The organism is Streptomyces sp. NPDC101227, from assembly GCF_044767545.1.
In the GTDB taxonomy this organism is placed as follows: domain Bacteria; phylum Actinomycetota; class Actinomycetes; order Streptomycetales; family Streptomycetaceae; genus Streptomyces.
Map to the genome: position 1 here is coordinate 1 of NZ_JBIWOD010000017.1, position 25,609 is coordinate 25,609.

Here is a 25,609-nt window from a genome sequence, read left to right on the forward strand (position 1 = left end):
GCCCGGTTACATTCCGAACCCGGAAGCTAAGCCTTTCAGCGCCGATGGTACTGCAGGGGGGACCCTGTGGGAGAGTAGGACGCCGCCGAACAAATCTTCAGCTCCGGCTCCTGGACCTTCTGGTTCAGGAGCCGGAGCTTTTTTGTTCTGATTTTCAGGTGAGAGGCGTAACTTGACGTTCACCTCGCGTCGCCAGGATCCGCGTCATGGGGACAGTAGGAATGCTCGAGTCCGCCGGTGTGCGTGCTGGTGACGAGGTCGTGGTGCCGGCCTATGGCAACGCCGAAGTGGCGCGGGCTGTGGTGCAGTTGGGCGCCGTGCCGGTGTTCGCCGATGTGGACGCCGACAGTTACTGCCTCGACCCGGCCGCGGTGGCGGACGTGGTGACCTCCCGGACGGCGGCGGTCGTGGCGATACATCGCTTCGGGCGCCGGGCCGACGCCGGATGGATCCGTGAAGTGGGACAGCGGCACGGGCTGTTGGTGCTGGTCGAGGACGAGCCGGGAGCGGAGCCGGACGGTGCGGAGCGGCGACAGGCGCTCGCGACGTATCTGGACGGCAGGCTCAGCGGCGTGGATACGCCGGCGCCGGCGGCCGGGCACACGTATGAGCAGTACGTGGTGCGGGTGCCGGGGAACGGGCGGCCGGACCGGGATGCCTTTGCGCGGGCTCTGCGGGCCAAGGGTGTGGCGTGCAAGGTTCCGGTGCAGGCCCCGGCGTATCGGATGCCGGGGCTGCGGCGGGATGTGTTTCTGCCGCATACCGAGCGGGCCGTTGACGAGACGCTGGCTTTGCCTCTGCATGTGGATGTGTCGCGGCGGGAGTTGCAGAAGATGGTGAGCGCCTGCAATGCGCTGGGAGGATTGCTGCAGCCGGCCTTTTAGATGTGTGGGCGGGCACGGTGTCTCGGAGCGTCGCGGAGATCAGGTAGTATTTCTTCTGTCGCTGCGCCCCAATAGCTCAGTCGGCAGAGCGTCTCCATGGTAAGGAGAAGGTCTACGGTTCGATTCCGTATTGGGGCTCTGGATAGCGAAGGCCCCCGCCGGTTGGCGGGGGCCTTCGTCGTATCCGGGTTCAGTCGGCGGGAATTTCAGGGACCCGCATGGCGAGGATGGCCATGTCGTCGGAGGCCGGTTCGGCGGCGAAGCGTTCCACGGCGCGCAGGACGCGGGCGGCGACGGCACCGGCGGTCAGGCCCGTACAGGTCGTCAGGACGTCGGTGAGGCCGTCGTCGCCGAGCATGCGGGTGCCCTCGCGGCGTTCCGTGACGCCGTCCGTGACGCACAGGAGGACATCGCCGGGGTCGAGGGTCACGGTCTGCTCGTAGAGCTCGAGGTCATCCATGACGCCGAGGAGGGGCTGGGGTTCGGCGGCCGGTTCGACCGTGCCGTCCTGGCGCAGGCGGAGCGGCAGCGGATGGCCGGCGCAGACGACCTTGAGGAGGGCGCTGCCGTCGGGCTGGGGCCACAGCTCGCCGTAAAGGAGCGTCAGGAAGCGGCTGCGGGCGCCTTCGTCGAGGATGGCGGCGTTGAGGCGTTCGAGTACGGCAGGGCCGCCGAAGCCCTCGCGGGCCAGGAGGCGGAGGGCGTGCCGGGCCAGGCCCGTGACGGCCGCCGCTTCGGGGCCCGTACCGCAGACGTCGCCGATGGCGAAGCCGTAGGCGCCGTCGCGGATCGGGAAGAGGTCGTAGAAGTCGCCGCCGACTTCGTTGCCCTCGCCGGCCGCGCGGTAGATGACCTCGACCTCGACGCCGGCGATCTCGGGCAGCTCCGGGGGGAGCAGGCTGCGCTGGAGGGACTGGCTGATGGCCGTGCGCTCGGAGTAGAGGCGGGCGTTGTCCAGCGCGAGCGCGGCCCGGCGGGAGAGGTCCTCGGCGAGTTCGAGGATCTCCTGGCGGAAGTGTTCCTCGGTGGGCTTGCCGAGGGTCAGCATGCCGATGACGCGGTTCCGCGCGACGAGCGGGAGGACGACCGTCTCGCCGCCGACGGCGGAGGCGGTGGCCAGGGTGGCGCCCGGTCCGGTGGACGGGCGGGCGGAGTTGCCCAGGCCCAGGCTGCGCATGGACGTGCGCAGCGCCGCGTCGTGGGCGGCGTCGCTGGGGGCGGTCCAGACGCGGGCGCCGGGGGTGGGGACCGGCTCGGGCGGATCGACCTTGAGGAGGAGGGTCTTGAGGCCGTCGATGCGGTCCTCGTCCTCGTGCAGAACGTAGGAGAGCTCGGGCTCGGAGCTCTGGTCGGCGACGGTGTAGACGGCGCACCAGGTGGCGAGGGTGGGGACCGTCATCTGGGCCATCAGGGCCAGGGTCTGGTCGCGGTCGAGGGTGCCGGCCAGGAGGTCGGAGGCCTCGACGAGGAAGGAGAGGGAGCCGCGGCGCAGCTTTTCCAGCTCGGTCAGGCGGGCGCGTTCGACGGCGAGGGCGATGCGGTCGGCGGCGAACTGGAGGCGGAGCGCCTCTTCGTTCGTGTAGCGGCCGGGGCCCTCCGCGGCGACGCCGAGGGAGCCGGTGAGGCGGCCCTCGACCTTGAGGGGGACGGTGACGACCGAGCGCATGCCCGTACCGGAGAGGAGGGGTACGGCGCCGGGAACGGCGGTGAGGTCTTCGTGTACGGCGGGCATCCGGGCGGAGCCGTAGCGTCCGGATCCGGCCTCCACCGGGACGCGGGCGAAGCGCTGGCGGGCGGAGGGCAGACCCGTGGAGGCGCGGACCTCGAGCTCGGTCTCGTCGTCGGTGGCCAGCAGGAGGTAGGCGGCGTCGCCGTCGAGCATGTCGCGGGCGCGCTCGACGGTGCGCTGGAGCAGACCGTCGAGGTCGTCGGGGGCCGGGGAGCCGATGAAGACCTCGAACGGGTCGGAGGTGCGGCCCTCCGACTGGGCCGTCTGGGTGGCGGCGTCCGGGGCGGGGGTGCGCTGGGGGCTCTGCAGGATGGCGCGCTCGTGATCACGCACGAGGAGGCAGACCGTGGAGGCCTCGCCGTCGGCGTCGCGAACGCGCAGGTGGGAGGCGTAGACCGGGATGACGCGGCCGTCGGCTCCTCTTATGCCGTACGAGCCCTCCCAGCGCGAGAGCTCGAGCGCCTCGGCGATGCCGGTGCCCGTGCCGGGGGTGTGCGGCCAGGCGGCGAAGTCGGTGATCGGCTTGCCGATGACCTTTTCCTGGTCGTACGCGAAGAGCTCCTGTGCGTCGTCGTTCCAGGAGCTGATGCAGCCGGCGCGGTCGATCTGTACGACGGCGACGCGGACGCGGGTTTCGGTGGCCGGAAGGGCGTCCACCGGGAGCGCGGGCCCGGCGGACCGGGTGCCGGCCGGGCGGTCGGGCAGCTCGAGCTGGAACCAGACATGTTTCTGGGCGGCGGTGTACTCCACGCCCCAGCGGGCGGCCAGCGCGCCGCACAGCAGCAGGCCGCGGCCGCCCTCGCGGTCGGGGTGGACCATGGCCTGGCCGGCGTTCTGGAGCGGAATCTCGCGTTCGGGGTAGCGGTCGGCTACGGAGATGCGTACGCCGCCGTCCGTCCGCAGGCACAGCACATCGGCGGCGGTGCCGGCATGGACCACGGCGTTGGTGACCAGTTCGCTGGTCAGGACGACGGCGTCGTCGACGATGTCGCCGAAGCCCCAGCCCTGGAGGGTGTCCCTGACGAACGCGCGGGCAGTGGCGACCGAACGCCCGACCGGCTCGAATGTGGCGGCGGCCCGCGCGGTGATCACAGCACTCCCCATTGGTTTTTCGTCGCTCCCCCGAGTCCTGTGCCCGTTTCTCGTGGTGTCGATGCGCAAGCCAGGCTAGACGGTCTGGTCGGGCGGTGGGAACGAAGGCGTGCGTTCTGGGACGCAGACGTCCTCCGGCGGCCATGTTCGTCCCCCGTGAGGAATGTGTGTGGCCGCCGGGCATGGCCGATATCGCGCTGCACCTGGGGTGTGGATGCTGCCGAACCGTTGTGACTCCCCTCTTCCTGAAGGCGGGGGATTCTCGGCTCGCGCCGCTCGGTCATTTCGGCGCATGAGCGACTTTTATACGGTCGACGTCGGCCGGATTGAGACCGGCCGGGAGTGGCTAATGACAAGTCCTGCCCGTCACCTTCAACGAATCTCCATCGGTGTGGTTACGTTTCGACTCCTTGCCGCTTCCGTGCGACGGGGTGAAACACTGGGCACGTACCTAGAGAAAGCCCGGCTAGAACGGTCGACCCTGCGGGAGGGACTACGGTGGAGTCTGGCGCAGCGGCGCGGGGCGTAAGCACGCGCGCGAAAGGCGGACGATCCCGGAACAACGGGACGACCGAGGTGGACACGGCTGCCCTGAATCGGCTGTTGGTCGCTCTTGTCGCCATGCGGGACGGGAACTTCCGCAAGCGGCTCACGGTTTCCGGTGAAGGCGTCATGTCGGAGATTGCGGCCGTCTTCAATGAGGTCGCGGACCGTAATCTGCATCTGACGGGCGAGCTGGCGCGGGTGCGCCGGGTCGTCGGACGTGAGGGAAAGCTCACGGAACGGCTGGAGGTCGGCGCCGCCGAGGGCTCCTGGGCGGCGGCCATCGACGCCTCGAACGCCCTGGTGGACGATCTCGTACGGCCTGTTTCCGAAGTGGGACGGGTGCTGTCGGCGGTGTCCGAGGGCGACCTGGAACAGCGGATGGATCTTCGGTCGCGCAGTTCGGACAGCTCTTCGGAGCATCCCCTGCGGGGCGAATTCCTGAAGGTCGGCCGTACGGTCAACGGACTGGTGGACCAGCTTTCCGCGTTCACCGACGAGGTCACGAGGGTGGCCAGCGAGGTCGGTACGGAGGGCAAGCTCGGCGGCCAGGCGCGGGTGCGCGGCATGTCCGGTTCGTGGAAGGACCTCACGGAATCGGTCAACACCATGGCCTCGCGGCTCACCGCCCAGGTGCGTGACATTGCTCTCGTCACCACCGCGGTCGCCAAGGGTGATCTGTCGCGCAAGGTGACCGTGCATGTCGCCGGCGAGATGCTGGAGCTGAAGAACACCGTCAACACGATGGTGGACCAGCTCTCCTCGTTCGCGTCCGAGGTGACCCGGGTGGCCCGGGAGGTCGGCACGGAGGGCGAGCTCGGCGGCCAGGCGCAGGTGCCCGGTGTGGCCGGCGTGTGGAAGGACCTGACGGATTCGGTCAATCTCATGGCCGGGAACCTGACCGCTCAGGTGCGCGGGATCGCTCAGGTCACCACCGCCGTCGCGAACGGCGATCTGTCGCAGAAGGTCACGGTCAGTGCGCGCGGTGAGGTCGCGCAGCTCGCCGACACCATCAACACCATGACCGAGACGCTGCGGACGTTCGCGGACGAAGTGACGCGGGTGGCGAACGAGGTCGGGGCCGAGGGCCAGCTCGGCGGCCAGGCGCAGGTGCCGGGTGCGGCGGGGACGTGGAAGGACCTCACCGACTCGGTGAACAACGCGTTCCGGAACCTGACCGGCCAGGTGCGGGACATTGCGCAGGTGACGACGGCGGTCGCCAACGGTGATCTGTCGCAGAAGGTCACCGTCGATGTCGCCGGTGAAATGCTGGAGTTGAAGAACACCGTCAACACGATGGTGGACCAGCTCTCGGCGTTCGGTGCCGAAGTGACGCGGGTGGCGCGGGAGATCGGCGTCGAGGGTGAGCTGGGCGGCCAGGCGGCGGTCCCGGGCGCGGCGGGGACGTGGAAGGACCTCACGGACTCCGTGAACACCGCCTTCCGCAACCTGACCGGCCAGGTCCGCAACATTGCGCAGGTGACGACGGCGGTCGCCAACGGTGATCTGTCGCAGAAGGTCACCGTCGACGTCTCCGGTGAGATGCTCCAGCTGAAGAACACCGTGAACACCATGGTGGATCAGCTGTCCTCGTTCGCGGACCAGGTCACGCGGATGGCCAGGGACGTGGGTACGGAGGGCCGGCTGGGCGGTCAGGCCCGGGTGGACGGTGTCAGCGGCACCTGGAAGGAACTGACCGACTCCGTCAACTTCATGGCGGGGAACCTCACCTCGCAGGTGCGGCAGATCGCCCAGGTGACGACGGCGGTCGCGCGCGGTGACCTGTCGCAGAAGATCGACGTCGATGCGCGCGGCGAGATCCTGGAGCTGAAGAACACCATCAACACGATGGTCGACCAGCTCTCCGCGTTCGCCGAGCAGGTCACCCGGGTCTCCCGGGAGGTCGGCACCGACGGACGACTGGGCGGTCAGGCGCAGGTGCCGGGCGTCGCCGGTGTCTGGCGGGATCTGACCGATTCCGTGAACGGCATGGCCGGCAACCTGACGGCTCAGGTCCGCAACATCGCGCAGGTCGCCACCGCGGTCGCGCGTGGTGACCTGTCGCAGAAGATCGACGCGGACGCCCGGGGCGAGATCCTGGAGCTGAAGAACACCCTGAACACGATGGTCGACCAGCTGTCGTCGTTCGCGGAGCAGGTCACGAGGGTCGCCCGCGAGGTGGGCACCGAGGGCATTCTGGGCGGCCAGGCCGAGGTACAGGGCGTCAGCGGTACGTGGAAGGACCTCACCCAGTCCGTCAACTTCATGGCGAACAACCTGACGTCGCAGGTGCGCAACATCGCCGAGGTGACGACGGCGGTGGCCCGCGGTGATCTGTCGAAGAAGATCACTGTTGACGCCAAGGGCGAGATCCTCGAACTGGTGACGACCGTCAACACGATGGTGGACCAGCTGTCGTCGTTCGCGGAGCAGGTGACCCGGGTGGCCCGTGAGGTGGGCACCGAGGGCCAGTTGGGCGGCCAGGCCCGGGTGCCGGGCGCGACGGGAATCTGGCTGGATCTCACCGACAACGTGAACCTGATGGCCAACAACCTGACCATCCAGGTGCGCAACATCTCGCAGGTTTCGGCGGCGGTCGCCAACGGCGATCTGACGAAGAAGGTGACGGTCGAGGCGCGCGGCGAGGTCGCGCAGCTGGCCGACACGGTCAACACGATGGTCACGACGCTGTCGTCGTTCGCCGACGAGGTCACGCGGGTGGCCCGCGAGGTAGGCACCGACGGCATCCTGGGCGGCCAGGCCCGCGTCCCCGGTGTCGCCGGTACGTGGAAGGACCTCACGGAGTCCGTGAACTCCATGGCCAACAACCTGACCGGCCAGGTCCGTAACATCGCGATGGTCACCACCGCCGTCGCCAAGGGCGATCTGACCAAGAAGATCGACGTGGACGCGCGGGGCGAGATCCTCGCGCTGAAGACCACCATCAACACCATGGTCGACCAGCTGTCGTCGTTCGCCGAGCAGGTCACGCGGGTGGCCCGCGAGGTGGGTACGGAAGGCCAGCTGGGCGGTCAGGCGCAGGTGCGGGGCGTGGCCGGCACCTGGAAGGACCTGACGGAGTCCGTCAACGAGATGGCCGGGAACCTGACCCGGCAGGTGCGGGCGATCGCCGCCGTGGCCGCGGCGGTGACCCTCGGCGACCACAACGTCCGCATCGATGTGGACGCGGCCGGCGAGATCCTGGAGCTCCAGGACAACGTCAACACCATGATCTCCACGCTGCGCGAGACCACTCTCGCCAACGAGGAACAGGACTGGCTCAAGGGCAACCTGGCCCGGATCTCCGGTCTGATGCAGGGCCGCCGCGACCTCAAGGACGTCGCCACGCTCATCATGAGCGAGCTCTCGCCCGCGGTCTCCGCGCAGCACGGTGCGTTCTTCCTCGCGGCCCAGCCCGACAGCCAGGAGATCGGCGCGGACGGCGGCGAGGCGGGTGCGTACGAGCTGCGGCTGATGGGCTCGTACGGCTATGCCATGGGCGGCATGCCGACGACCTTCAAGCCCGGTGAGACGCTGATCGGCACGGCGGCGGAGGAGGGGCGCACCATCCTGGTGGAGAACGTCCCCTCCGGTTACCTCAAGATCGCCTCCGGGCTGGGGGAGGCGCCGCCGGCCAATGTGATCGTGCTGCCGGTGCTCTTCGAGGACAAGGTGCTCGGCGTGATCGAGCTGGCGTCCTTCCAGCCGTTCACGCAGATCCAGAAGGACTTCCTCAGCCAGATCGCCGAGATGATCGCGACCAGCGTGAACACCATCTCGGTCAACACCAAGACCGAGGTGCTGCTCAAGCAGTCGCAGGAGCTGACCGAGCAGCTCAAGGAGCGGTCGGGTGAGCTGGAGAGCCGGCAGAAGGCGCTGGAGCTGTCCAACTCCGAGCTGGAGGAGAAGGCCGAGCAGCTGCGGGCGCAGAACCGCGACATCGAGGTGAAGAACACCGAGATCGAGGAGGCGCGGCAGGTCCTGGAGGAGCGCGCCGAGCAGCTCGCGGTCTCCATGCGGTACAAGTCGGAGTTCCTGGCGAACATGTCGCACGAGCTGCGCACGCCGCTGAACTCCCTGCTGATTCTGGCCAAGTTGCTGGCCGACAACGCCGAGGGGAATCTCTCCCCGAAGCAGGTCGAATTCGCCGAGACCATCCATGGGGCGGGTTCCGATCTGCTCCAGCTGATCAACGACATCCTCGATCTGTCGAAGGTCGAGGCGGGCAAGATGGACGTCAGCCCGACGCGGATCGCGCTGGTCCAGCTCGTCGACTACGTCGAGGCGACGTTCCGGCCGCTGACCGCGGAGAAGGGGCTCGACTTCTCCGTACGGGTCTCCCCGGAGCTGCCCGCCACCCTGCACACCGACGAACAGCGGCTGCTGCAGGTGCTGCGCAATCTGCTCTCCAACGCGGTGAAGTTCACCGACAGCGGCGCCGTCGAGCTGGTCATCCGGCCGGCCGGCGCGGATGTGCCGGTGGCGATCCGTGAGCAGCTGCTCGAGCACGGCTCGCTGCGTGATCCGGACGCCGACATGATCGCGTTCTCGGTGACCGACACCGGTATCGGCATCGCGTCCAGCAAGATGCGGGTCATCTTCGAGGCGTTCAAGCAGGCGGACGGCACGACCAGCCGCAAGTACGGCGGTACGGGCCTGGGCCTGTCCATCAGCCGGGAGATCGCCCGGCTGCTGGGCGGCGAGATCCACGCCGCGAGCGAGCCCAGCCGCGGCTCCACCTTCACGCTCTACCTGCCGCACAACCCCGGCGGGCTGCCGCCGCAGGGCTACCCGCAGCTGGTGGCCGGCGGGCTGGCGATGGATGCGGAGGCGCGCGAGACGGAGGCCGGGCGGCAGGCCGAGCTGGAGGCGCTGGCGGAGGAGGAGTCCAGCCTCAACAGGCGGCGCAGGCGCTCCATTTCGGGCGGTGCGCGGCGCTTCGCGCTGCCCGGCCAGCCCGCGCCCACCCCGCCCCAGCAGGCGCCGCAGCAGCCGTCGGAGCCGACGACCCAGCAGTCCGCCGAGGAGCCCTGGATCGGCAACGGCCAGGACCTGGTGCAGCCGGGCATGGGGGGCGGCGGCTTCCATGGCGAAAAGGTGCTGATCGTCGACGACGACATCCGTAACGTCTTCGCGCTCACCAGCGTCCTGGAGCAGCACGGGCTCTCGGTGCTGTACGCGGAGAACGGCCGGGAGGGCATCGAGGTGCTGGAGCAGCACGACGATGTCGTCCTGGTCCTGATGGACATCATGATGCCGGAGATGGACGGCTATGCGACCACGGCCGCGATCCGTCGGATGCCGCAGTTCGCCGGGCTGCCCATCATCGCGCTGACCGCGAAGGCGATGAAGGGCGACCGGGAGAAGAGCATCGACTCCGGGGCCTCCGACTACGTGACCAAGCCGGTGGATACCGATCATCTGTTGTCGGTCATGGAGCAATGGATGCGCGCAAGGTGATGGGGCGTCCAGTATGGAGCCGAAAGAGGATCACGGCGTGCTGACTCACTGTTGCCGCGGACGTGTGGAAGCGCGGGATTCGGGGAACCTTCTGGTCTCTCGCTGCGTTTCTGCTACGTGCACAGTGACATCGCGGTGACAGGGTGTGGCGATAGGCGGGGTGCAGCTACCATGACCGGCACAAGAACGGGCGACGTGACGGAGTCGTCCCCTGGGGCGGCGTCCGGTTCCATGCCGGGGCGAGGAGGACGGGCCATGGTGCAGAAGGCCAAGATCCTCCTGGTCGATGACCGGCCGGAGAATCTGCTGGCGCTGGAGGCGATCCTCTCTGCGCTCGATCAGACACTGGTGCGGGCATCGTCCGGGGAGGAAGCGCTCAAAGCACTGCTCACGGACGATTTCGCGGTGATTCTGCTCGATGTGCAGATGCCGGGGATGGATGGGTTCGAGACCGCCGCGCACATCAAGCGGCGCGAACGTACCCGCGACATCCCGATCATCTTCCTCACGGCCATCAATCACGGCCCGCACCACACCTTCCGCGGCTATGCGGCCGGTGCGGTCGACTACATCTCCAAGCCGTTCGACCCGTGGGTGCTGCGCGCGAAGGTCTCGGTCTTCGTCGAGCTGTACATGAAGAACTGCCAACTGCGTGAGCAGGCCTCGCTGCTGAGGCTCCAGCTGGAGGGCGGGCGGCCGAACTCCGAGGCGAGGGAGTCGGCGGGGCTGCTGGCCGAGCTGTCGGCGCGGCTGGCCGCGGTCGAGGAGCAGGCGGAGGCGCTGTCCAAGCAGCTGGACGAGACGGCGGAGGCCGCCGCGGTCGCCACCGCCGCGCATCTTGAGCGCAAACTGACCGGGCTGCGCCGGGCGCTGGACGCGCTGGAGCCGGGGTCGGGCAGCGGGGCGGGCTGAGCGGCGCCCGGCGGCGGGTGACTGACGGTCTTTCATGAGGCGCACGCGCGACACGAATGGGTGAAGCGGCGTGCGCTCGTGACACGCTTGCCGTCGCCTGTAATCTCGTCGCCATGGCCTCACGTACGTCCGGCAAGGGAACCCAGAGCAAGGCGGGACCCGCCAAGCAGCGTGCCGGACAGTCCTCGGGCGCCGCGAAGAAGACCGCCGCGAAGCAGCCGTCTTCCGGGAAGAAGGCGCCCGCCAAGAAGCCTCCGGTGAAGAAGACCGCTGCCGCGAAGAAGGCTCCGGCGAAGAAGGCGCCGGCCAAAAAGGCCGCCCCGAAGCCGGCGCCCTCGCCGACCGGTGGCGTCTACCGCGTCGTCCGCGCCTGCTGGCTGGAGGCGGCGCACGGCATCGGGGCGACGTTCCGCCATTTCGGCCGGGGCGCGAAGAACCTCGACCCGGCGCACCGCAAGGACGGCCTGGCGCTGCTGCTGCTCGGCCTGGCGCTGGTGATCGCGGCCGGCACCTGGTCCAACCTCAGCGGCCCGGTCGGCGATCTCGTCGAGCTGCTGATCACCGGTGCCTTCGGGCGGCTGGACCTGGTCGTGCCGATACTGCTGGGCGTGATCGCCATACGGCTGATGCGGCACCCCGAGCAGCCCGAGGCCAACGGCCGGATCGTCATCGGGCTGTCCGCGCTGGTCGTCGGGGTCCTCGGGCAGGTCGCGATGGCGTGCGGGTCGCCGGGCCGCGGTGACGGGCTCGCCGCGATACAGGACGGCGGCGGCTATGTCGGCTGGGCGGCGTCCAAGCCCCTGATCTTCACGGTCGGGCAGACCCTGGCGGTGGCGCTGCTGGTGCTGCTGACCATTTTCGGGCTGCTGGTGGTCACCGCGACGCCGGTCAACGCCATCCCGCAGCGGCTGCGTGCGGTGGGCATCCGGCTGGGGGTGTTCTCGCCCGAGGAGCCCGAGGCGGACTTCGAGGAGGACGGCCGGTACGCGGAGGACTGGCGCGAGCGGCCCGCCCGCCCGGCGCGCCGCGGCCCCGCCGAGGATCCGGAGGCGTACGAGGAAGAGGCGCTGTCGCGGCGCCGCCGTCCGCGCCGGGCCTCCGCACAGCCCGCGCTGGACCGGCCGATGGACGCGGTGGATGTCGCCGCCGCGGCCGCCGCCGCGCTGGACGGCGCGGTGCTGCACGGCGTCCAGCCCTCGCCGCTGGTCGCCGGGCTCAGCAGCTCGGTCTCCGGGGAGCGCCAGGACTACGAGAACAGCACGGGGGACAGCGGCGCGGTGCCGCCGGCCCGTGAGGCGGAGCGGCCCGCGGACGGGCCCGGGCGGGCCGTACCGGACTTCACCAAGGCCGCGCCCGAGCCGTCCGGCGATCTGCCGCCGCGCGCCGAGCAGCTCCAGCTGTCCGGCGACATCACCTATTCCCTGCCGTCCCTCGACCTGCTCGCGCGCGGCGGTCCCGGCAAGACCCGGAGCGCCGCGAACGACGCGATAGTGGCCGCGCTGAGCAACGTCTTCCAGGAGTTCAAGGTCGATGCGGCGGTCACCGGCTTCACCCGGGGCCCGACGGTCACCCGTTACGAGGTCGAGCTGGGTCCGGCCGTCAAGGTGGAGAAGATCACCGCGCTGGCCAAGAACATCGCCTACGCCGTGGCCAGCCCCGACGTCCGGATCATCAGCCCGATCCCGGGCAAGTCAGCGGTCGGCATCGAGATCCCCAACACCGACCGGGAGATGGTCAACCTCGGCGATGTGCTGCGGCTGGCCGATGCCGCGGGCGACGATCACCCGATGCTGGTGGCGCTCGGCAAGGACGTCGAGGGCGGCTATGTCATGGCCAATATGACGAAGATGCCGCACGTCCTGGTGGCGGGCGCGACCGGCTCCGGCAAGTCCTCCTGCATCAACTGTCTGATCACCTCGGTCATGCTGCGCGCCACCCCGGAGGACGTCCGGATGGTGCTGGTCGACCCCAAGCGGGTCGAGCTGACGGCGTACGAGGGAATTCCGCACCTGATCACGCCGATCATCACCAATCCCAAGCGGGCCGCCGAGGCGCTGCAGTGGGTGGTGCGCGAGATGGACCTGCGCTACGACGATCTCGCGGCGTACGGCTTCCGGCACATCGACGACTTCAACGAGGCGGTGCGCGAGGGCAAGGTCAGCTCGCCCGAGGGCAGCGAGCGGGAGCTGGCGCCGTACCCGTATCTGCTGGTCATCGTGGATGAGCTGGCGGACCTGATGATGGTCGCGCCGCGCGATGTGGAGGACTCCATCGTCCGTATCACGCAGCTGGCCCGCGCGGCCGGGATCCACCTGGTACTGGCCACCCAGCGCCCGTCCGTCGATGTCGTGACCGGCCTGATCAAGGCCAATGTGCCGTCCCGGCTCGCGTTCGCCACCTCCTCGCTCGCCGACAGCCGGGTCATCCTCGACCAGCCGGGCGCCGAGAAGCTGATCGGCAAGGGTGACGGGCTCTTCCTCCCGATGGGGGCCAACAAGCCGGTCCGGATGCAGGGCGCGTTCGTGACCGAGGCCGAGGTCGCGGCCGTCGTGCAGCACTGCAAGGACCAGATGGCGCCGGTCTTCCGTGACGACGTCACCGTGGGCGGCAAGCAGAAGAAGGAGATCGACGAGGACATCGGCGACGACCTCGATCTGCTCTGCCAGGCCGCTGAGCTGGTGGTGTCCACCCAGTTCGGGTCGACGTCGATGCTCCAGCGCAAGCTGCGGGTGGGCTTCGCCAAGGCCGGACGGCTGATGGATCTGATGGAATCGCGCAACATCGTCGGGCCCAGCGAGGGTTCCAAGGCACGGGATGTCATGGTGAAGCCGGATGAATTGGACGGAGTGCTCTCGGTCATCCGGGGGGAAGCTACCGAGTAGCACATCCATCCGGGTCACTCGTACGTGAGAGAAAGCAACCGTTTCTCCTGCTGATACGTCAAGTTGAGGGAGGTGCGGGAATGACGGCTCATCATTGCGTTCGCGGCACCGTGCGTAGGCGTTCTGATGGCGTACAAACTCCGCTCTCCCGCTTGCCCGACCCTTTCGCTCCACCCCTAGACTGAACCTCCAGCAGGTGGCTACACGCTCGAAAGGCGCCCCCGTGTCCATCGGCAACTCCCCCGAAGCCGACCGGCCTTCCGTCGGTCGAGCCCTCCAGCAGGCCCGTATCGGAGCAGGACTGACCGTTGAGGAGGTCAGTACGACCACACGGGTGCGCATCCCGATCGTGCACGCGATCGAACAGGACGATTTCTCGCGCTGTGGCGGCGACGTCTATGCGCGGGGACACATCCGGACGCTCGCCCGAGCCGTTGACCTCGACCCCGAACCGCTGATCACCCAGTTCGACGCCGAGCACGGCGGGCGTCCCGAGCCGACCGTCCCCGCTCCGCTGTTCGAAGCCGAGCGGATCCGGTCGGAGCCGCGCCGCCCCAACTGGACCGCCGCGATGGTGGCGGCGATCGTCGCCGTCATCGGATTCGTCGGCTTCACGCTGTTCAACGGCGGCGGCAAGGGCGCCGACGGCCCCGTCTCGGCCGACGGGACGGCCAACGCCGAGAAGAAGCCGGCGCCGGCGCCGAACACCACCAGGCCGACGGTCAAGCCCACGGGGGCCCCCGCCCCATCCGAGAGCGCGATCGCCGGGCTGCCCAAGGACAAGGTCACGATCAAGGTGACCGCCCGTGACGGTCAGAGCTGGGTCTCGGCCAAGGACGCCAACGGCAAGCTGCTCCAGGACGGCCTGCTCAAGAAGGGCCAGTCCAAGACCTTCACGGACAAGAAGCGGATCGATCTCGTGCTGGGCAATGCCGGCGCCGTACAGCTGTACGTCAATGGCAAGGAGGTCAAGCGGGTCGGCGACGAGGGTTCCGTGGAGCGGCTGAGCTACACCCCGGGAGACCCCCAGGCAGGCTGAGCGCGGCCCGCGGCCGCGTCCGCCGCCGGGCCCGGGGCGCCCGGGACCGGTGGCACAGACCTGCGCGCCATGGCTGTCGGTGGGACGAAGTAGGCTGAGCCCCATGCCCGAACGCCGTACCGTCGCCCTTGTCACTCTTGGCTGCGCCCGTAACGAGGTGGACTCGGAGGAGCTCGCAGGCCGCTTGGCAGCGGACGGCTGGGAGCTCGTCGAGGAAGCCGCCGACGCGGATGTCGCCGTCGTCAACACCTGTGGATTCGTCGAGGCCGCCAAGAAGGACTCCGTCGACGCCCTGCTGGAAGCCAATGATCTCAAGGATCACGGCAAGACCCAGGCCGTCGTCGCCGTCGGCTGCATGGCCGAGCGCTACGGCAAGGAGCTCGCCGAGGCGCTGCCCGAAGCCGACGGCGTGCTCGGTTTCGACGACTACAGCGATATCTCCGACCGCCTCCAGACCATTCTGAACGGCGGCATCCACGCCTCGCACACCCCGCGCGACCGCCGCAAGCTGCTGCCGATCAGCCCGGCCGAGCGTCAGGGCGCCGGTGGGATCGCGCTGCCCGGCCACGCCCAGACCGGCTCCGACGTCCCGGCTCCGGCGGAAGCGCCCGAGGAATCCGTCCCCGAGGACCTCCCGGAGGGCATCGCGCCCGCCTCCGGGCCCCGGGCGCCGCTGCGCCGCAGACTCGGCAGCAGCCCGGTGGCCTCGGTGAAACTGGCCTCCGGCTGCGACCGGCGCTGCTCGTTCTGCGCGATCCCGTCCTTCCGCGGTTCGTTCATCTCCCGCCGGCCCTCCGATGTGCTGGGCGAGACCCGCTGGCTGGCGGAGCAGGGCGTCAAGGAGGTCATGCTGGTCTCCGAGAACAACACCTCCTACGGCAAGGACCTCGGCGACATCCGCCTGCTGGAGACGCTGCTGCCCGAGCTGGCCGCGGTCGACGGCATCGAGCGGATCCGGGTCAGCTACCTCCAGCCCGCCGAGATGCGTCCCGGGCTGGTCGACGTGCTGACCGGTACGGACAAGGTCGCGCCCTACTTCGACCTGTCCTTCCAGCACTCCGCGCCCGGGGTGCTGCGCGCGATGCGGCGCTTCGGCGACACGGAGCGGTTCCTCGGCCTGCTGGAGCAGATCCGTTCGAAGGCGCCGCAGGCCGGTGCCCGCTCCAACTTCATCGTCGGCTTCCCGGGCGAGACCGAAAGCGACCTGGCCGAGCTGGAGCGCTTCCTCACGGAGGCGCGCCTGGACGCCGTCGGCGTCTTCGGCTATTCGGACGAGGACGGCACGGAAGCCGCCTCCTACGAGGACAAGGTCGATCCCGAGGTGGTCGCCGAGCGGCTGGCGCGGGTGTCCTGGCTGGCCGAGGAACTGACCTCGCAGCGCGCGGAGGAGCGGGTCGGCGAGACCGTACGGGTGCTGGTGGACCGGATCGACGAGGAGGACGGCGTCGTCGGGCGGGCCGCGCACCAGGCGCCGGAGACCGACGGCTGCACGATCCTGAGGAACGGCCGGGACGGCGAGGACCTCGTTCCCGGTCGTATGGTCGAAGCAAAGGTCGTTGCGAGCGAGGGCGTCGATCTCGTGGCCGAGGTGCTGTCGGTGGACGGCACCGCGTGTACCGAGGAGGCGGACAGATGAGCGGAGTCCCGGCTTCCGCCGCCGGCGGGCCGCGCACGGCGCCGGCCGTCGGGCAGGCCGGGCTGTGGAACATCGCCAACGTCCTGACGATGCTGCGGCTGCTGCTGGTCCCGGCCTTCGTGCTGCTGCTGATGCACGACGGCGGGACGGACCCGGCCTGGCGCGCGTTCGCCTGGGCGGCCTTCGCCGTCGCCATGATCACCGATGTCTTCGACGGGCATCTGGCGCGCACGTACAACCTGGTCACCGACTTCGGCAAGATCGCCGACCCGATCGCGGACAAGGCGATCATGGGTGCGGCGCTGATCTGTCTGTCGGTGCTGGGAGATCTGCCCTGGTGGGTGACGGGCCTGATCCTCTTCCGGGAGCTCGGCATCACGCTGATGCGGTTCTGGGTGATCAAGCACGGCGTGATTCCGGCCAGTCGTGGCGGCAAGATCAAGACATTGGCGCAGGGCACCGCGGTCGGGATGTACGTCCTCGTGCTGACCGGACCGCTGGCCACGTTCCGCTGGTGGGTGATGGCCGTGGCCGTCGTGCTGACGGTGGCCACCGGACTCGACTACGTCCGCCAGGCCGTCATGCTGCGCCGGGCCGGACTGGCCAAGGAGCGCGGCGAGCGGGCCGAACGGGAAGCCGCGCGGTGACCGGGCCGGGTTCTGCGGCGGCCGGGGCGCTCGAGGCGCTCGCCGGGCGCGGGCAGAGCCTGGCGGTGGCCGAATCGCTGACCGGCGGTCTGGTGGCGGGCGCGCTGACCGCCGTACCCGGGGCGTCCCGGGTGGTACGGGGCGCGGTGACGGCGTATGCGACCGAGGTCAAGCGGGATGTGCTGGGCGTGGACGGTGCGCTGCTGGCCGCACGCGGGGCCGTCGACGCCGAGGTCGCCCGGCAGATGGCGAGCGGTGCCCGGCGGGTCCTCGGCGCCGACTGGGGAATCTCGACCACCGGCGTGGCCGGGCCCGAGCCGCAGGACGGGCAGCCGGTGGGGACCGTCTTCGTGGCCGTCGAGGGGCCGGACGGCGCCGGATCGGTGCGGCGGCTGGCGCTGGACGGGGATCGCGACCGGATCCGCCGGGACACCATCGATGCCGTGCTCGCACTGTTGTTGAGCGAACTGACAGAAAAAAGTGCGCCACAGGATACGGAACAACACGGGGGGAATGGATGTTTGCAGCCCTGAGTGAACACGAACTCACGCCCGGCACGGCCAGGGCCCAAGGCGGTACGGTGGGGCGAGAAGGATCCGGATCCGAGGTCCGAGGAGGGAGCCAGCGATGATTCTGCTTCGTCGCCTGCTGGGTGACGTGCTGCGCCGACAGCGTCAGCGCCAGGGCCGAACCCTGCGCGAGGTCTCTTCCTCCGCCCGGGTATCGCTCGGCTATTTGTCCGAGGTGGAGCGGGGGCAGAAGGAGGCGTCCTCCGAACTGCTCTCGGCGATCTGTGACGCACTGGACGTGCGCATGTCAGAGCTTATGCGGGAGGTCAGCGATGAGCTGGCGCTCGCCGAGCTGGCAGCGTCCGCGGCCGCGAGCGACCCGGTACCGGCACCGGTGCGGCCGAAGCTCAATTCGGTGTCCGTCACATCTCTGGCCGGTGTGCCGGAGGACCGTGTGACGATCAAGTCCCCGGCCGACGTCGTGGATGTCGTCGCGGCCTGACACCCCTGTTCGTACATTCACAAAGCCCCGGTCGGCAGCGGTTGGCCGGGGCTTTGTGCTGCCCGCGCGGCCTGGGGCGGAGCCTCGGCCGGCCCTCTTGACCTGCCCCAAAGCACCCGATCATTTATACGATGGGTGAAACGGAAATATGGGGTGAATCCCCGTAGGGCTACGTGGACAGGCGCCGAGCAGCACAGATGCGCAGGGACCTACGTAGATCCGCGTAGGTCCGCGCCATCGCAGATCCGCGCAATGCCGAAGTCTCGCGCGAACAGGAGTAGCTGGATGTCTGTGGTCAACAGCCCGCTGTCCGACGGCGACCGCGCCATCGTCGGGAACGCGTTGCAGGGAGCCCTCGTCGATCTGGTGGATCTCTCCCTGATCTCCAAGCAGGTGCACTGGAACGTCGTGGGCCCGCGCTTCCGCTCCGTGCACCTCCAGCTGGACGAGGTGGTGGACACCGCGCGCAAGCACGCGGACACCGTTGCCGAGCGGGCGTCGGCGATCGGGGTGCCGCCGGACGGACGGGCCGCGACGGTCGCCAAGACCAGCGGGATCGGCGAGGTGCCGGACGGCTGGATCAAGGACGGCGAGGTGGTGCAGACGCTGGTGAAGGGGCTGGCGGCGGTGATCGAGCGGATGCGGGAGCGGATCATCGACACCGCGGATCCCGACCCGGTCAGCCAGGACATTCTCATCGGTCTGACCGCCGACCTGGAAAAGCATCACTGGATGTTCCAGGCGGAGTCCCAGTGATATGCCGGACGGCCTGACGGTGGGCACCGGTGACCGGCCGCGCGGTCCGCTGCGGGACGCCCCGGCCGCGAACGGGCGCGGCATATCCCACCGCGCCCCGCACGCACCCCGGTGCGCTCTCCCGCCCGGCTGCGGGCCCGTCTAGCGTCGGCCGAGGGAGGCAAGCCATGGCGTGGGATGACATCGGGGCCCGCGGGTCGGATGGACGGCCGGCGGGGAGCCCGCCGTCCGCCCGGCGTCCCCGGGCCGTACCCGGCCGCTCGATAGCCGGGGCCCTCATCGGGGCCTTGTGGTGGTGGGCCGCGCTCCGGGTGACGCTGGAGCCGCGGGCGGCGGGGGCGGTCGAGGGGGCGGTCGTCCTGGGGGGCTGGGGGCTGAGCCTGTTGCCCGTGCACTGCGTGCCCTGGGCGGGCCGGGGGAAGGGCGCGGCGGGGCGCGGGGTCTCGCTGAGGGGGTGCCGGGCGGCGGTCACCAGGGCATGGCGACGCCGCCGTTCGGGCGGAGGATCTGGCCGGTGGTGAAGGACGAGGCGTCCGACGCCAGGTGAAGCACGGCGTGTGCGATGTCCTCGGGCTCGCCCACCCGCCCCAGAGGAGACATCCGGATCATCGGCCCCTCGGCCTGCTGCTGGGCCTCGGCGCTGTGGCGGTCGGTCATCGCCGTACGGATCCAGCCCGGGGCGACGGCGTTGACGCGGATTCCGTACCGGCCGACCTCGGTGGCCAGCGTCTTGGTGAGCTGGACGACGGCGGCCTTGGCCGCGCCGTAACAGAGCAGTCCGGGAGCGCCGGTGTCGATGGCGCCGGAGGCCATCGTCACGATGCTGCCCCGGGTGCCGGTGGCGATCATGGCGCGGGCGGCTTCCTGGCAGCCGTGGAGCACGCCCTTGAAGTTGGTGTTCCAGACCCGGTCCAGGTCCGCGTCGGTGGTCTCCAGGACGGGGGAGGAGTGCATGATTCCGGCGATGTTGGCCATCACGTCCAGACGGCCGGTGGTGCGCCGGGCCGCGTCGACGACGGCGGCCATCTGGTCGCGCCGGGTGACGTCGAGAGGGTGTGGACGGGCGGCGCCGCCCGACGCGGTGATGGCCTCGGCGGTCGTCGATGCTCCCTGGCCGTCGAGATCCGCGCAGTGCACGGTGGCGCCCGCCTCGGCGAGGAGGACGGCGGTGGCGCGGCCGATCCCGCTTGCCGCTCCGGTGACGAGCGCGGTGCGGCCGCTGAGGTCGTACGCCGTGAGGGCCATGGGGTGAGGGTAGGGAGGGATCTGACGGTGCGTCAATTAGTGTGCGGGGAGGGGTTCCGGAAGCCGGTCCGGCGCTACGGGGCGGGCTGGCAGGCGGGGCACCAGTAGGTGACGCGTTCCTCGGGGGCCGGGCCCTGGTCGGCGGCGCGTACGGGGGTGCCGCAGCGCGGACAGGGGCGTCCGGCGCGGCCGTAGACCCACAGGCGGCGGTCGGGGCGCGCACTGGGGGTGGTGATGCGTGCGGGGCGGTGCTTGTTGGCCTCGAGCAGCTTTTTGGCGAGCGCCGGGGCGCGCTCCGGGTCGGTCAGCCGCCCTACCGGGAGCCAGGGGGAGGCGCGGAGCAGGAAGCACAGTTCGCACTTGTAGACATTGCCGATGCCGGCCAGATTCCGCTGGTCCAGCAGGGCCTCGCCCAGCGGGCGTCCGGGGTCGGCGAGCAGTCGGCGCAGGGCTTCGGCCGGGTCCCAGTCGGGGCCGAGGAGGTCGGGGCCCAGGTGGCCGACGGCCCGGGACTCGTCGGCGGTGCGCAGCAGGTCGAGCACGGGGAGGCGGTAGCCGACGGCGGTGTGCTCGGCGGTGCCCAGGATCGCCCGGATCTGGTGGGCGGGGCCGCCGCGCCAGCGCTCGGCCGGGGCGTAGATCCGCCAGGCGCCGTCCATCCGCAGATGGGAGTGGAGGGTCAGGGCGCCCTCGACGCGGGTGAGGAGATGCTTGCCGCGGGGGACCACCTCCAGCACGCTGCGGCCGGTCAGATCCACCGTGGCGAGGCGGGGGACGCGCAGGTCGCAGCGGGTCAGCGAGGTGCCGGTCAGCGCCTCGTGCAGACGCTGGGCCAGACGCCAGACGGTGTCGCCTTCGGGCATGGGTCCATCATGCCGGGCCGGTGCCGCCCCCGGCCCGGCGCCGGCACCCCGTCACCCCCGCAGCCGGAATCCGCGCGGCGTCGGGTGGAAGCCGGCGGACTCGAGGACGGGGCCGTAGGGGGAGGTGAGGGCGGCGGTGCCGTTGATGCGTTCGGTGGTGATGGTGCCGAGGGCGCCGGCGCGGGCGGCCTCGCACAGCGCCGTCACGGCGGGCTGGGCGCGGGCGTCGGTGCCCCGCTCGGCGGCGTCCCGGCCGAGTGGCCAGAGAAGCAGGGTCTTGCCGCCGCGCTCCATGTAGAGCGCCAGCTCGCCGTCGACGAGGACGACCACGGAGCCCGCCTTGCGTCCCGGTTTGTGGGTCGAGCCCTCGGGGGGATCGGGCCAGGGCAGGGCGGCGCCGTAGGCGTTGGCGGGGTCGGCGGCCGCCAGGACGACGGCGCGCCGCGGGCCGTCACCACGGGGCCCGGAGGGGCCGCCGTCGGGTGGGGGACCGTCGGCGGTGCGCTCCCGTTGGGTGCTGACCGCGCGCAGCCGGTCGACCGCGCCGTCCATCGCGAACTGGGCGGCGCCGAGCCCCTCCACGACATAGCCGCGGCGGGCCTGCCCGGACTCCTCGAACGCCGCCAGGACGCGGTACGCCGCCGAGAACCCGCCCTCGACGCCCTCGGCGGCGACCGCGCCGCGGGTGACGATGCCGTGCCGGTCCAGGAGCGTACGGGCCAGGGCGTGCGCGCGATGGGTGGCGTCCGGCTCCGGGGCGGGGAGCAGGGACCAGCGGCCGCCGACCGTGGGCGGGCCGTTACGGGATGCCGTGGGGCGGCCGCCCGTACGTCCGGCGGCGGCGGTCAGCGAGCCGTATCTCCCCCGGGGCACCGACCGCCGGGCCCGGTGGGCGGTGGAGCCGGCCGTACGGCCCGAGCCCAGGAGGGCACGCAGCGGGGCCAGGGTGTCGTTGGTGAGCCGCCCGGACCAGGCCAGGTCCCACAGGGCGTCGGCGAGTTGGGGGCCGGTGGCGTCGGGGTGGGTGGTGGCGCGGACCTGGTCGGCGATCTGGCGGAAGAACAGGCCGTAACCGGGGGCGAGGGCGGCCAGGACGGATTCGTGCAGCGCGGTCGGCTCCAGCGGGAGCGGGGGCGGCAGCAGCAGGGGCGCGGTGTCGGCGAGATGCAGGGAGAGCCAGCCGTCCTTGCCGGGCAGCGCGCCGGCGCCGGCCCACACCACCTCGCCGGTGGAGGTGAGTTCGTCCAGGAGGGCGGGGGTGTAGTCGCCGACGCGGGACGGCAGGACGAGCTTTTCCAGCGCGGAGGCGGGGACCGGGGCGCCCTGGAGCTGCTCGACGACGCGGACCAGGCCGTCGAGGCCGCGCAGGCCGTACGACGAGCCGCCGCGCGGTCCCGCCCCAGGGGCCGGGCCGCCGACGTGCTGCCACTGGGGGAGGAAGGCGGCGAGGGCCGCGGGCGGCACGGGCTCGAGCTCCTCGCGCAGCGCGGCGAGCGAGCGGCGGCGCAGCCTGCGCAGCACCTGGGCGTCGCACCATTCCTGGCCGATGCCCGCGGGGTGGAACTCGCCCTGGACCACGCGTCCGGCGGCGGCCAGGCGGTGCAGGGCGCCGTCGGTGACGGCCGTACCGAGGCCGAACCGGGCGGCGGCCTGCTCGGAGGTGAACGGGCCGTGGGTGCGGGCGTACCGCGAGAGCAGGTCGCCGAGCGGGTCCTTGACCGGTTCGGTGAATGATTCCGGGACGCCTACCGGCAGGGCCGTGCCCAGCGCGTCCCGTAGCCGCCCGGCATCCTCGACGGCCGCCCAGTGGTCGGCGCCGGCGATCCGCACCGTGATCGCGCGGCGGGCGGCGGCCAGCTCCCCGGCCCATGCCGGGTCCGCGCCGCGCCCGGCCAGCTCCGCGTCGGTCAGCGGCCCCAGCAGCCGCAGCACATCGGCGACGCCCTCGACGTCCTTGACCCGGCGGTCCTCCGTGCGCCACTGCAGCTCGCGCTCCAGCTCCGTCAGCACCTCGGCGTCCAGCAGCTCGCGCAGTTCGGCCTGGCCGAGCAGCTCGGCCAGCAGCCGGGAATCCAGCGACAGGGCGGCGGCGCGGCGCTCGGCGAGCGGAGAGTCGCCCTCGTAGAGGAACTGGGCGACATAGCCGAACAGCAGCGAGCGGGCGAACGGGGACGGCTCGGGGGTGGTGACCTCCACCAGGCGGACCCGGCGGGCCTCGATGTCGCCCATCAGCTCCGTCAGGCCCGGTACGTCGAAGACGTCCTGGAGGCATTCGCGGACCGCCTCCAGCACGATCGGGAACGACCCGAACTCGCTCGCCACCTGGAGGAGCTGGGCGGCGCGCTGGCGCTGCTGCCACAGCGGGGTGCGCTTGCCGGGGCTGCGCCGGGGCAGCAGCAGGGCGCGGGCGGCGCATTCGCGGAAGCGGGAGGCGAAGAGGGCCGAGCCGCCCACCTGGTCGGTGACGAGCTGGTCGACGTCGCCGTGGTCGAAGACGACATCGGCGGCCCCGACCGGGGACTGCTCAGGGTCGTACTCCGCGCCCCGGGCGCCGAGGCCGGGGTCGGCGGCCGGGGCGAAGGCGTCGCCGTCGAGGAGGTCGAGACCCATCAGGTCCGCGTCCGGCAGTCGCAGCACGATGCCGTCGTCGGCGTGCATCACCTGGGCGTCCATGCCGTAGCGCTCGGCGAGGCGGGCGCCGAGGGCCAGCGCCCACGGGGCGTGGACCTGCGCGCCGAAGGGGGAATGGACGACCACCCGCCAGTCGCCGAGCTCGTCGCGGAACCGCTCGACGACGATCGTGCGGTCGTCCGGGACATGGCCGCAGGCCTGCTTCTGCTCGGCGAGATAGCCCAGGACGTTGTCGACCGCCCAGTCGTCGAGACCCGCGGCGGACAGCCGGGCGCGGGCGTCCTCGGGGGCGAGCGAGCCGAGCTCGCGCAGGAACGCGCCGAGCGCGCGCCCCAGCTCCAGGGGGCGGCCGAGCTGGTCACCCTTCCAGAAGGGCAGCCGGCCCGGCACCCCGGGGGCGGGGGTGACCAGCACCCGGTCGCGGGTGATGTCCTCGATGCGCCAGGACGTCGTGCCGAGCGTGAAGACATCGCCGACCCGGGACTCGTAGACCATCTCCTCATCGAGCTCGCCCACCCGCCTCCCCCCGCCGCCCTTGCCGGAGTCGCCGCCCGCCAGGAAGACGCCGAACAGCCCGCGGTCGGGGATCGTGCCACCGGAGGTGACGGCCAGCCGCTGCGCCCCGGGGCGGCCCGTCACCGTCCCGGCGATGCGGTCCCAGACGATGCGCGGCCGCAGCTCCGCGAAGGCGTCGGAGGGATAGCGGCCGGCGAGCATGTCCAGCACACCGGTGAACGCCGACTCGGGGAGCGCGGCGAAGGGCGCCGCCCGCCGGATGACCGCCAGCAGCTCCTCGACGTCCCAGGTGTCCATCGCCGTCATCGCGACGATCTGCTGGGCCAGCACATCCAGGGGGTTGGCGGGCACCCGCAGCGCCTCGATGGCGCCGGAGCGCATCCGCTCGGTGACCACCGCGGCCTGCACCAGATCGCCGCGGTACTTGGGGAAGACGATGCCCCGGGACACCGCGCCGACCTGATGGCCGGCCCGGCCCACCCGCTGCAGCCCGGAGGCGACCGACGGCGGCGACTCCACCTGGACGACCAGATCGACCGCGCCCATGTCGATGCCCAGCTCCAGGCTGGAGGTGGCGACCACGGCGGGCAGCCGGCCCGCCTTCAGGTCCTCCTCCACCTGGGCGCGTTGCTCCTTGGAGACCGAACCGTGGTGGGCGCGCGCCAGCAGCGGCGGCGCACCCTTGGCGGCCCCGGCCTCCGCCATCAGCTCGGCGGGGGAGTGGTGCTCGGGCAGCGGCTCCCCGTGGGTGCGCTCGTACGCGATCTCGTTGAGGCGGTTGCACAGCCGCTCCGCCAGGCGCCGGGAGTTGGCGAAGACGATCGTGGAGCGGTGCGCCTGGACGAGATCGGCGATCTTCTCCTCGACCTGCGGCCAGATGGACGGCTTCTCGCCCGTATCGCCTTCCTGCACGGGGGAGCCGCCCAGGACCCCCATGTCCTCCACCGGGACGACCACCGAGAGGTCGAACCGCTTGCCGGACGGCGGCTGGACGATCTCCACCCGACGCTGCGGCGACAGATAGCGGGCGACCTCCTCCACCGGACGCACCGTCGCCGACAGGCCGATCCGGCGGGCCGGGCGGGCACGCCCCTCGGAGCCCGCGCCGCGCAGCTCGTCCAGCCGCTCCAGGGAGAGCGCCAGATGCGCGCCCCGCTTCGTCCCGGCGACGGCATGCACCTCGTCCAGGATGACCGTCTCGACGCCCGCCAGGGCCTCCCGGGCCGAGGACGTCAGCATCAGGAACAGCGACTCGGGGGTGGTGATGAGGATGTCCGGCGGGCGGTTGGCGATCGAGCGGCGCTCGGCGGGCGAGGTGTCACCGGAGCGGATGCCCACCGTGATGTCCGGCTCGGGCAGCCCGAGCCGCACCGACTCCTGGCGGATACCCGTCAGCGGGCTGCGCAGATTGCGCTCGACATCGACGGCGAGGGCCTTGAGCGGGGAGACGTACAGCACCCGGCAGCGCTTCTTCGGCTCGGCGGGCGGGGGCGTGGACGCCAGCGCGTCCAGCGAGGCCAGGAACGCGGCGAGGGTCTTGCCGGATCCCGTCGGCGCCACCACCAGGACGTCCGAGCCCGCGCCGATCGCCCGCCAGGCGCCCTCCTGCGCGGCGGTGGGTGCGCTGAAGGCCCCGGCGAACCAGCTGCGGGTCGCGGGCGAGAACGAATCGAGCGCCGGCTCGGCTGTGTCCTCTGTGTCCTCTGTATCCGCCACGTCTGCCATGTCCTCCATCGTGCACCGGACCACTGACAACGCGGCCG

At 71.0% G+C, this 25,609-nt stretch carries 14 protein-coding genes, 1 tRNA gene and 1 rRNA gene; 12 read left to right on the plus strand and 4 right to left on the minus strand.

The genetic code is table 11. From position 1 onward, the window contains the following. The 3 genes from rrf to ACIRPT_RS31240 form a co-directional block, all read left to right on the plus strand. Window positions 1-91 (plus strand): 5S ribosomal RNA (gene rrf / locus ACIRPT_RS31230); the annotation flags it as partial. Between the two features lie 130 nt (window positions 92-221). Further along, window positions 222-884: a DegT/DnrJ/EryC1/StrS family aminotransferase gene (locus ACIRPT_RS31235; protein WP_403833185.1), complete on the plus strand. Its 663-nt coding sequence runs from the start codon at window positions 222-224 to the stop codon at window positions 882-884. Between the two features lie 65 nt (window positions 885-949). Then, a tRNA-Thr gene (locus ACIRPT_RS31240) sits at window positions 950-1,022 on the plus strand. A 52-nt stretch (window positions 1,023-1,074) separates the two neighbouring features. Here the strand turns inward: ACIRPT_RS31240 and ACIRPT_RS31245 are convergent. Next, the gene (locus tag ACIRPT_RS31245; RefSeq protein ID WP_403833491.1) at window positions 1,075-3,705 is read right to left on the minus strand and encodes a SpoIIE family protein phosphatase; all 2,631 of its coding nucleotides are present in this window, start codon (window positions 3,703-3,705) and stop codon (window positions 1,075-1,077) included. Window positions 3,706-4,203: 498 nt separating this feature from the next. Between ACIRPT_RS31245 and ACIRPT_RS31250 the strand changes: the two genes are divergently transcribed. The 9 genes from ACIRPT_RS31250 (at window position 4,204) to ACIRPT_RS31290 (ending at window position 18,591) form a co-directional block, all read left to right on the plus strand. Continuing rightward, entirely contained in the window at window positions 4,204-9,708 is a 5,505-nt protein-coding gene (locus ACIRPT_RS31250; protein ID WP_403833187.1) for a HAMP domain-containing protein, read from the plus strand. A gap of 255 nt (window positions 9,709-9,963) precedes the next feature. After that, window positions 9,964-10,620, plus strand: a complete 657-nt coding sequence (locus tag ACIRPT_RS31255) for a two-component system response regulator (RefSeq protein ID WP_403511769.1) — start codon at window positions 9,964-9,966, stop codon at window positions 10,618-10,620. A gap of 113 nt (window positions 10,621-10,733) precedes the next feature. Next, window positions 10,734-13,502 (plus strand): DNA translocase FtsK, encoded by a 2,769-nt coding sequence (locus ACIRPT_RS31260; RefSeq protein WP_403833191.1) that lies wholly within the window; start codon window positions 10,734-10,736, stop codon window positions 13,500-13,502. Window positions 13,503-13,725: 223 nt separating this feature from the next. Then, complete coding sequence (locus ACIRPT_RS31265) at window positions 13,726-14,541, plus strand: helix-turn-helix domain-containing protein (RefSeq protein ID WP_403511763.1); 816 nt, start codon at window positions 13,726-13,728, stop codon at window positions 14,539-14,541. A gap of 103 nt (window positions 14,542-14,644) precedes the next feature. Continuing rightward, window positions 14,645-16,177, plus strand: a complete 1,533-nt coding sequence (rimO, locus tag ACIRPT_RS31270) for a 30S ribosomal protein S12 methylthiotransferase RimO (RefSeq protein WP_403511760.1) — start codon at window positions 14,645-14,647, stop codon at window positions 16,175-16,177. After that, the gene (pgsA, locus tag ACIRPT_RS31275) at window positions 16,174-16,824 is read left to right on the plus strand and encodes a CDP-diacylglycerol--glycerol-3-phosphate 3-phosphatidyltransferase (protein ID WP_403833195.1); all 651 of its coding nucleotides are present in this window, start codon (window positions 16,174-16,176) and stop codon (window positions 16,822-16,824) included. The genes rimO and pgsA overlap by 4 nt, the downstream gene beginning before the upstream one ends. Next, a complete protein-coding gene (locus ACIRPT_RS31280) occupies window positions 16,821-17,357 on the plus strand; it encodes a CinA family protein (protein ID WP_403833197.1) in 537 nt (178 codons plus the stop codon). The genes pgsA and ACIRPT_RS31280 overlap by 4 nt, the downstream gene beginning before the upstream one ends. A gap of 94 nt (window positions 17,358-17,451) precedes the next feature. Then, entirely contained in the window at window positions 17,452-17,835 is a 384-nt protein-coding gene (locus tag ACIRPT_RS31285) for a helix-turn-helix domain-containing protein (RefSeq protein WP_046925688.1), read from the plus strand. A gap of 285 nt (window positions 17,836-18,120) precedes the next feature. After that, on the plus strand, window positions 18,121-18,591 hold the full coding sequence (locus ACIRPT_RS31290) for a Dps family protein (protein ID WP_403833199.1): 471 nt from the start codon (window positions 18,121-18,123) through the stop codon (window positions 18,589-18,591). Between the two features lie 468 nt (window positions 18,592-19,059). Here ACIRPT_RS31290 and ACIRPT_RS31295 read toward each other — a convergent pair whose 3' ends face one another. The 3 genes from ACIRPT_RS31295 to ACIRPT_RS31305 all read right to left on the minus strand — a co-directional run bounded on the left by ACIRPT_RS31295 (window position 19,060) and on the right by ACIRPT_RS31305 (window position 25,571). Then, window positions 19,060-19,836: an SDR family NAD(P)-dependent oxidoreductase gene (locus tag ACIRPT_RS31295; protein ID WP_403833201.1), complete on the minus strand. Its 777-nt coding sequence runs from the start codon at window positions 19,834-19,836 to the stop codon at window positions 19,060-19,062. A gap of 74 nt (window positions 19,837-19,910) precedes the next feature. Then, a complete protein-coding gene (locus ACIRPT_RS31300; RefSeq protein WP_403833203.1) occupies window positions 19,911-20,699 on the minus strand; it encodes an Fpg/Nei family DNA glycosylase in 789 nt (262 codons plus the stop codon). 51 nt (window positions 20,700-20,750) lie between these two features. Next, complete coding sequence (locus ACIRPT_RS31305) at window positions 20,751-25,571, minus strand: DEAD/DEAH box helicase (protein WP_403833205.1); 4,821 nt, start codon at window positions 25,569-25,571, stop codon at window positions 20,751-20,753. Window positions 25,572-25,609 lie beyond the last annotated feature (38 nt).

Excerpts from the sequence above, each read along its gene's own strand:
- ACIRPT_RS31235 (WP_403833185.1), top strand. The coding sequence starts at position 222 with ATGCTCGAGTCCGCCGGTGTGCGTGCTGGTGACGAGGTCGTGGTGCCG.
- ACIRPT_RS31255 (WP_403511769.1), top strand. The coding sequence starts at position 9,964 with ATGGTGCAGAAGGCCAAGATCCTCCTGGTCGATGACCGGCCGGAGAAT.
- ACIRPT_RS31260 (WP_403833191.1), top strand. The coding sequence starts at position 10,734 with ATGGCCTCACGTACGTCCGGCAAGGGAACCCAGAGCAAGGCGGGACCC.
- rimO (WP_403511760.1), top strand. The coding sequence starts at position 14,645 with ATGCCCGAACGCCGTACCGTCGCCCTTGTCACTCTTGGCTGCGCCCGT.
- pgsA (WP_403833195.1), top strand. The coding sequence starts at position 16,174 with ATGAGCGGAGTCCCGGCTTCCGCCGCCGGCGGGCCGCGCACGGCGCCG.
- ACIRPT_RS31285 (WP_046925688.1), top strand. The coding sequence starts at position 17,452 with ATGATTCTGCTTCGTCGCCTGCTGGGTGACGTGCTGCGCCGACAGCGT.
- ACIRPT_RS31290 (WP_403833199.1), top strand. The coding sequence starts at position 18,121 with ATGTCTGTGGTCAACAGCCCGCTGTCCGACGGCGACCGCGCCATCGTC.
- ACIRPT_RS31295 (WP_403833201.1), bottom strand. The coding sequence starts at position 19,836 with ATGGCCCTCACGGCGTACGACCTCAGCGGCCGCACCGCGCTCGTCACC.
- ACIRPT_RS31300 (WP_403833203.1), bottom strand. The coding sequence starts at position 20,699 with ATGCCCGAAGGCGACACCGTCTGGCGTCTGGCCCAGCGTCTGCACGAG.
- ACIRPT_RS31305 (WP_403833205.1), bottom strand. The coding sequence starts at position 25,571 with ATGGCAGACGTGGCGGATACAGAGGACACAGAGGACACAGCCGAGCCG.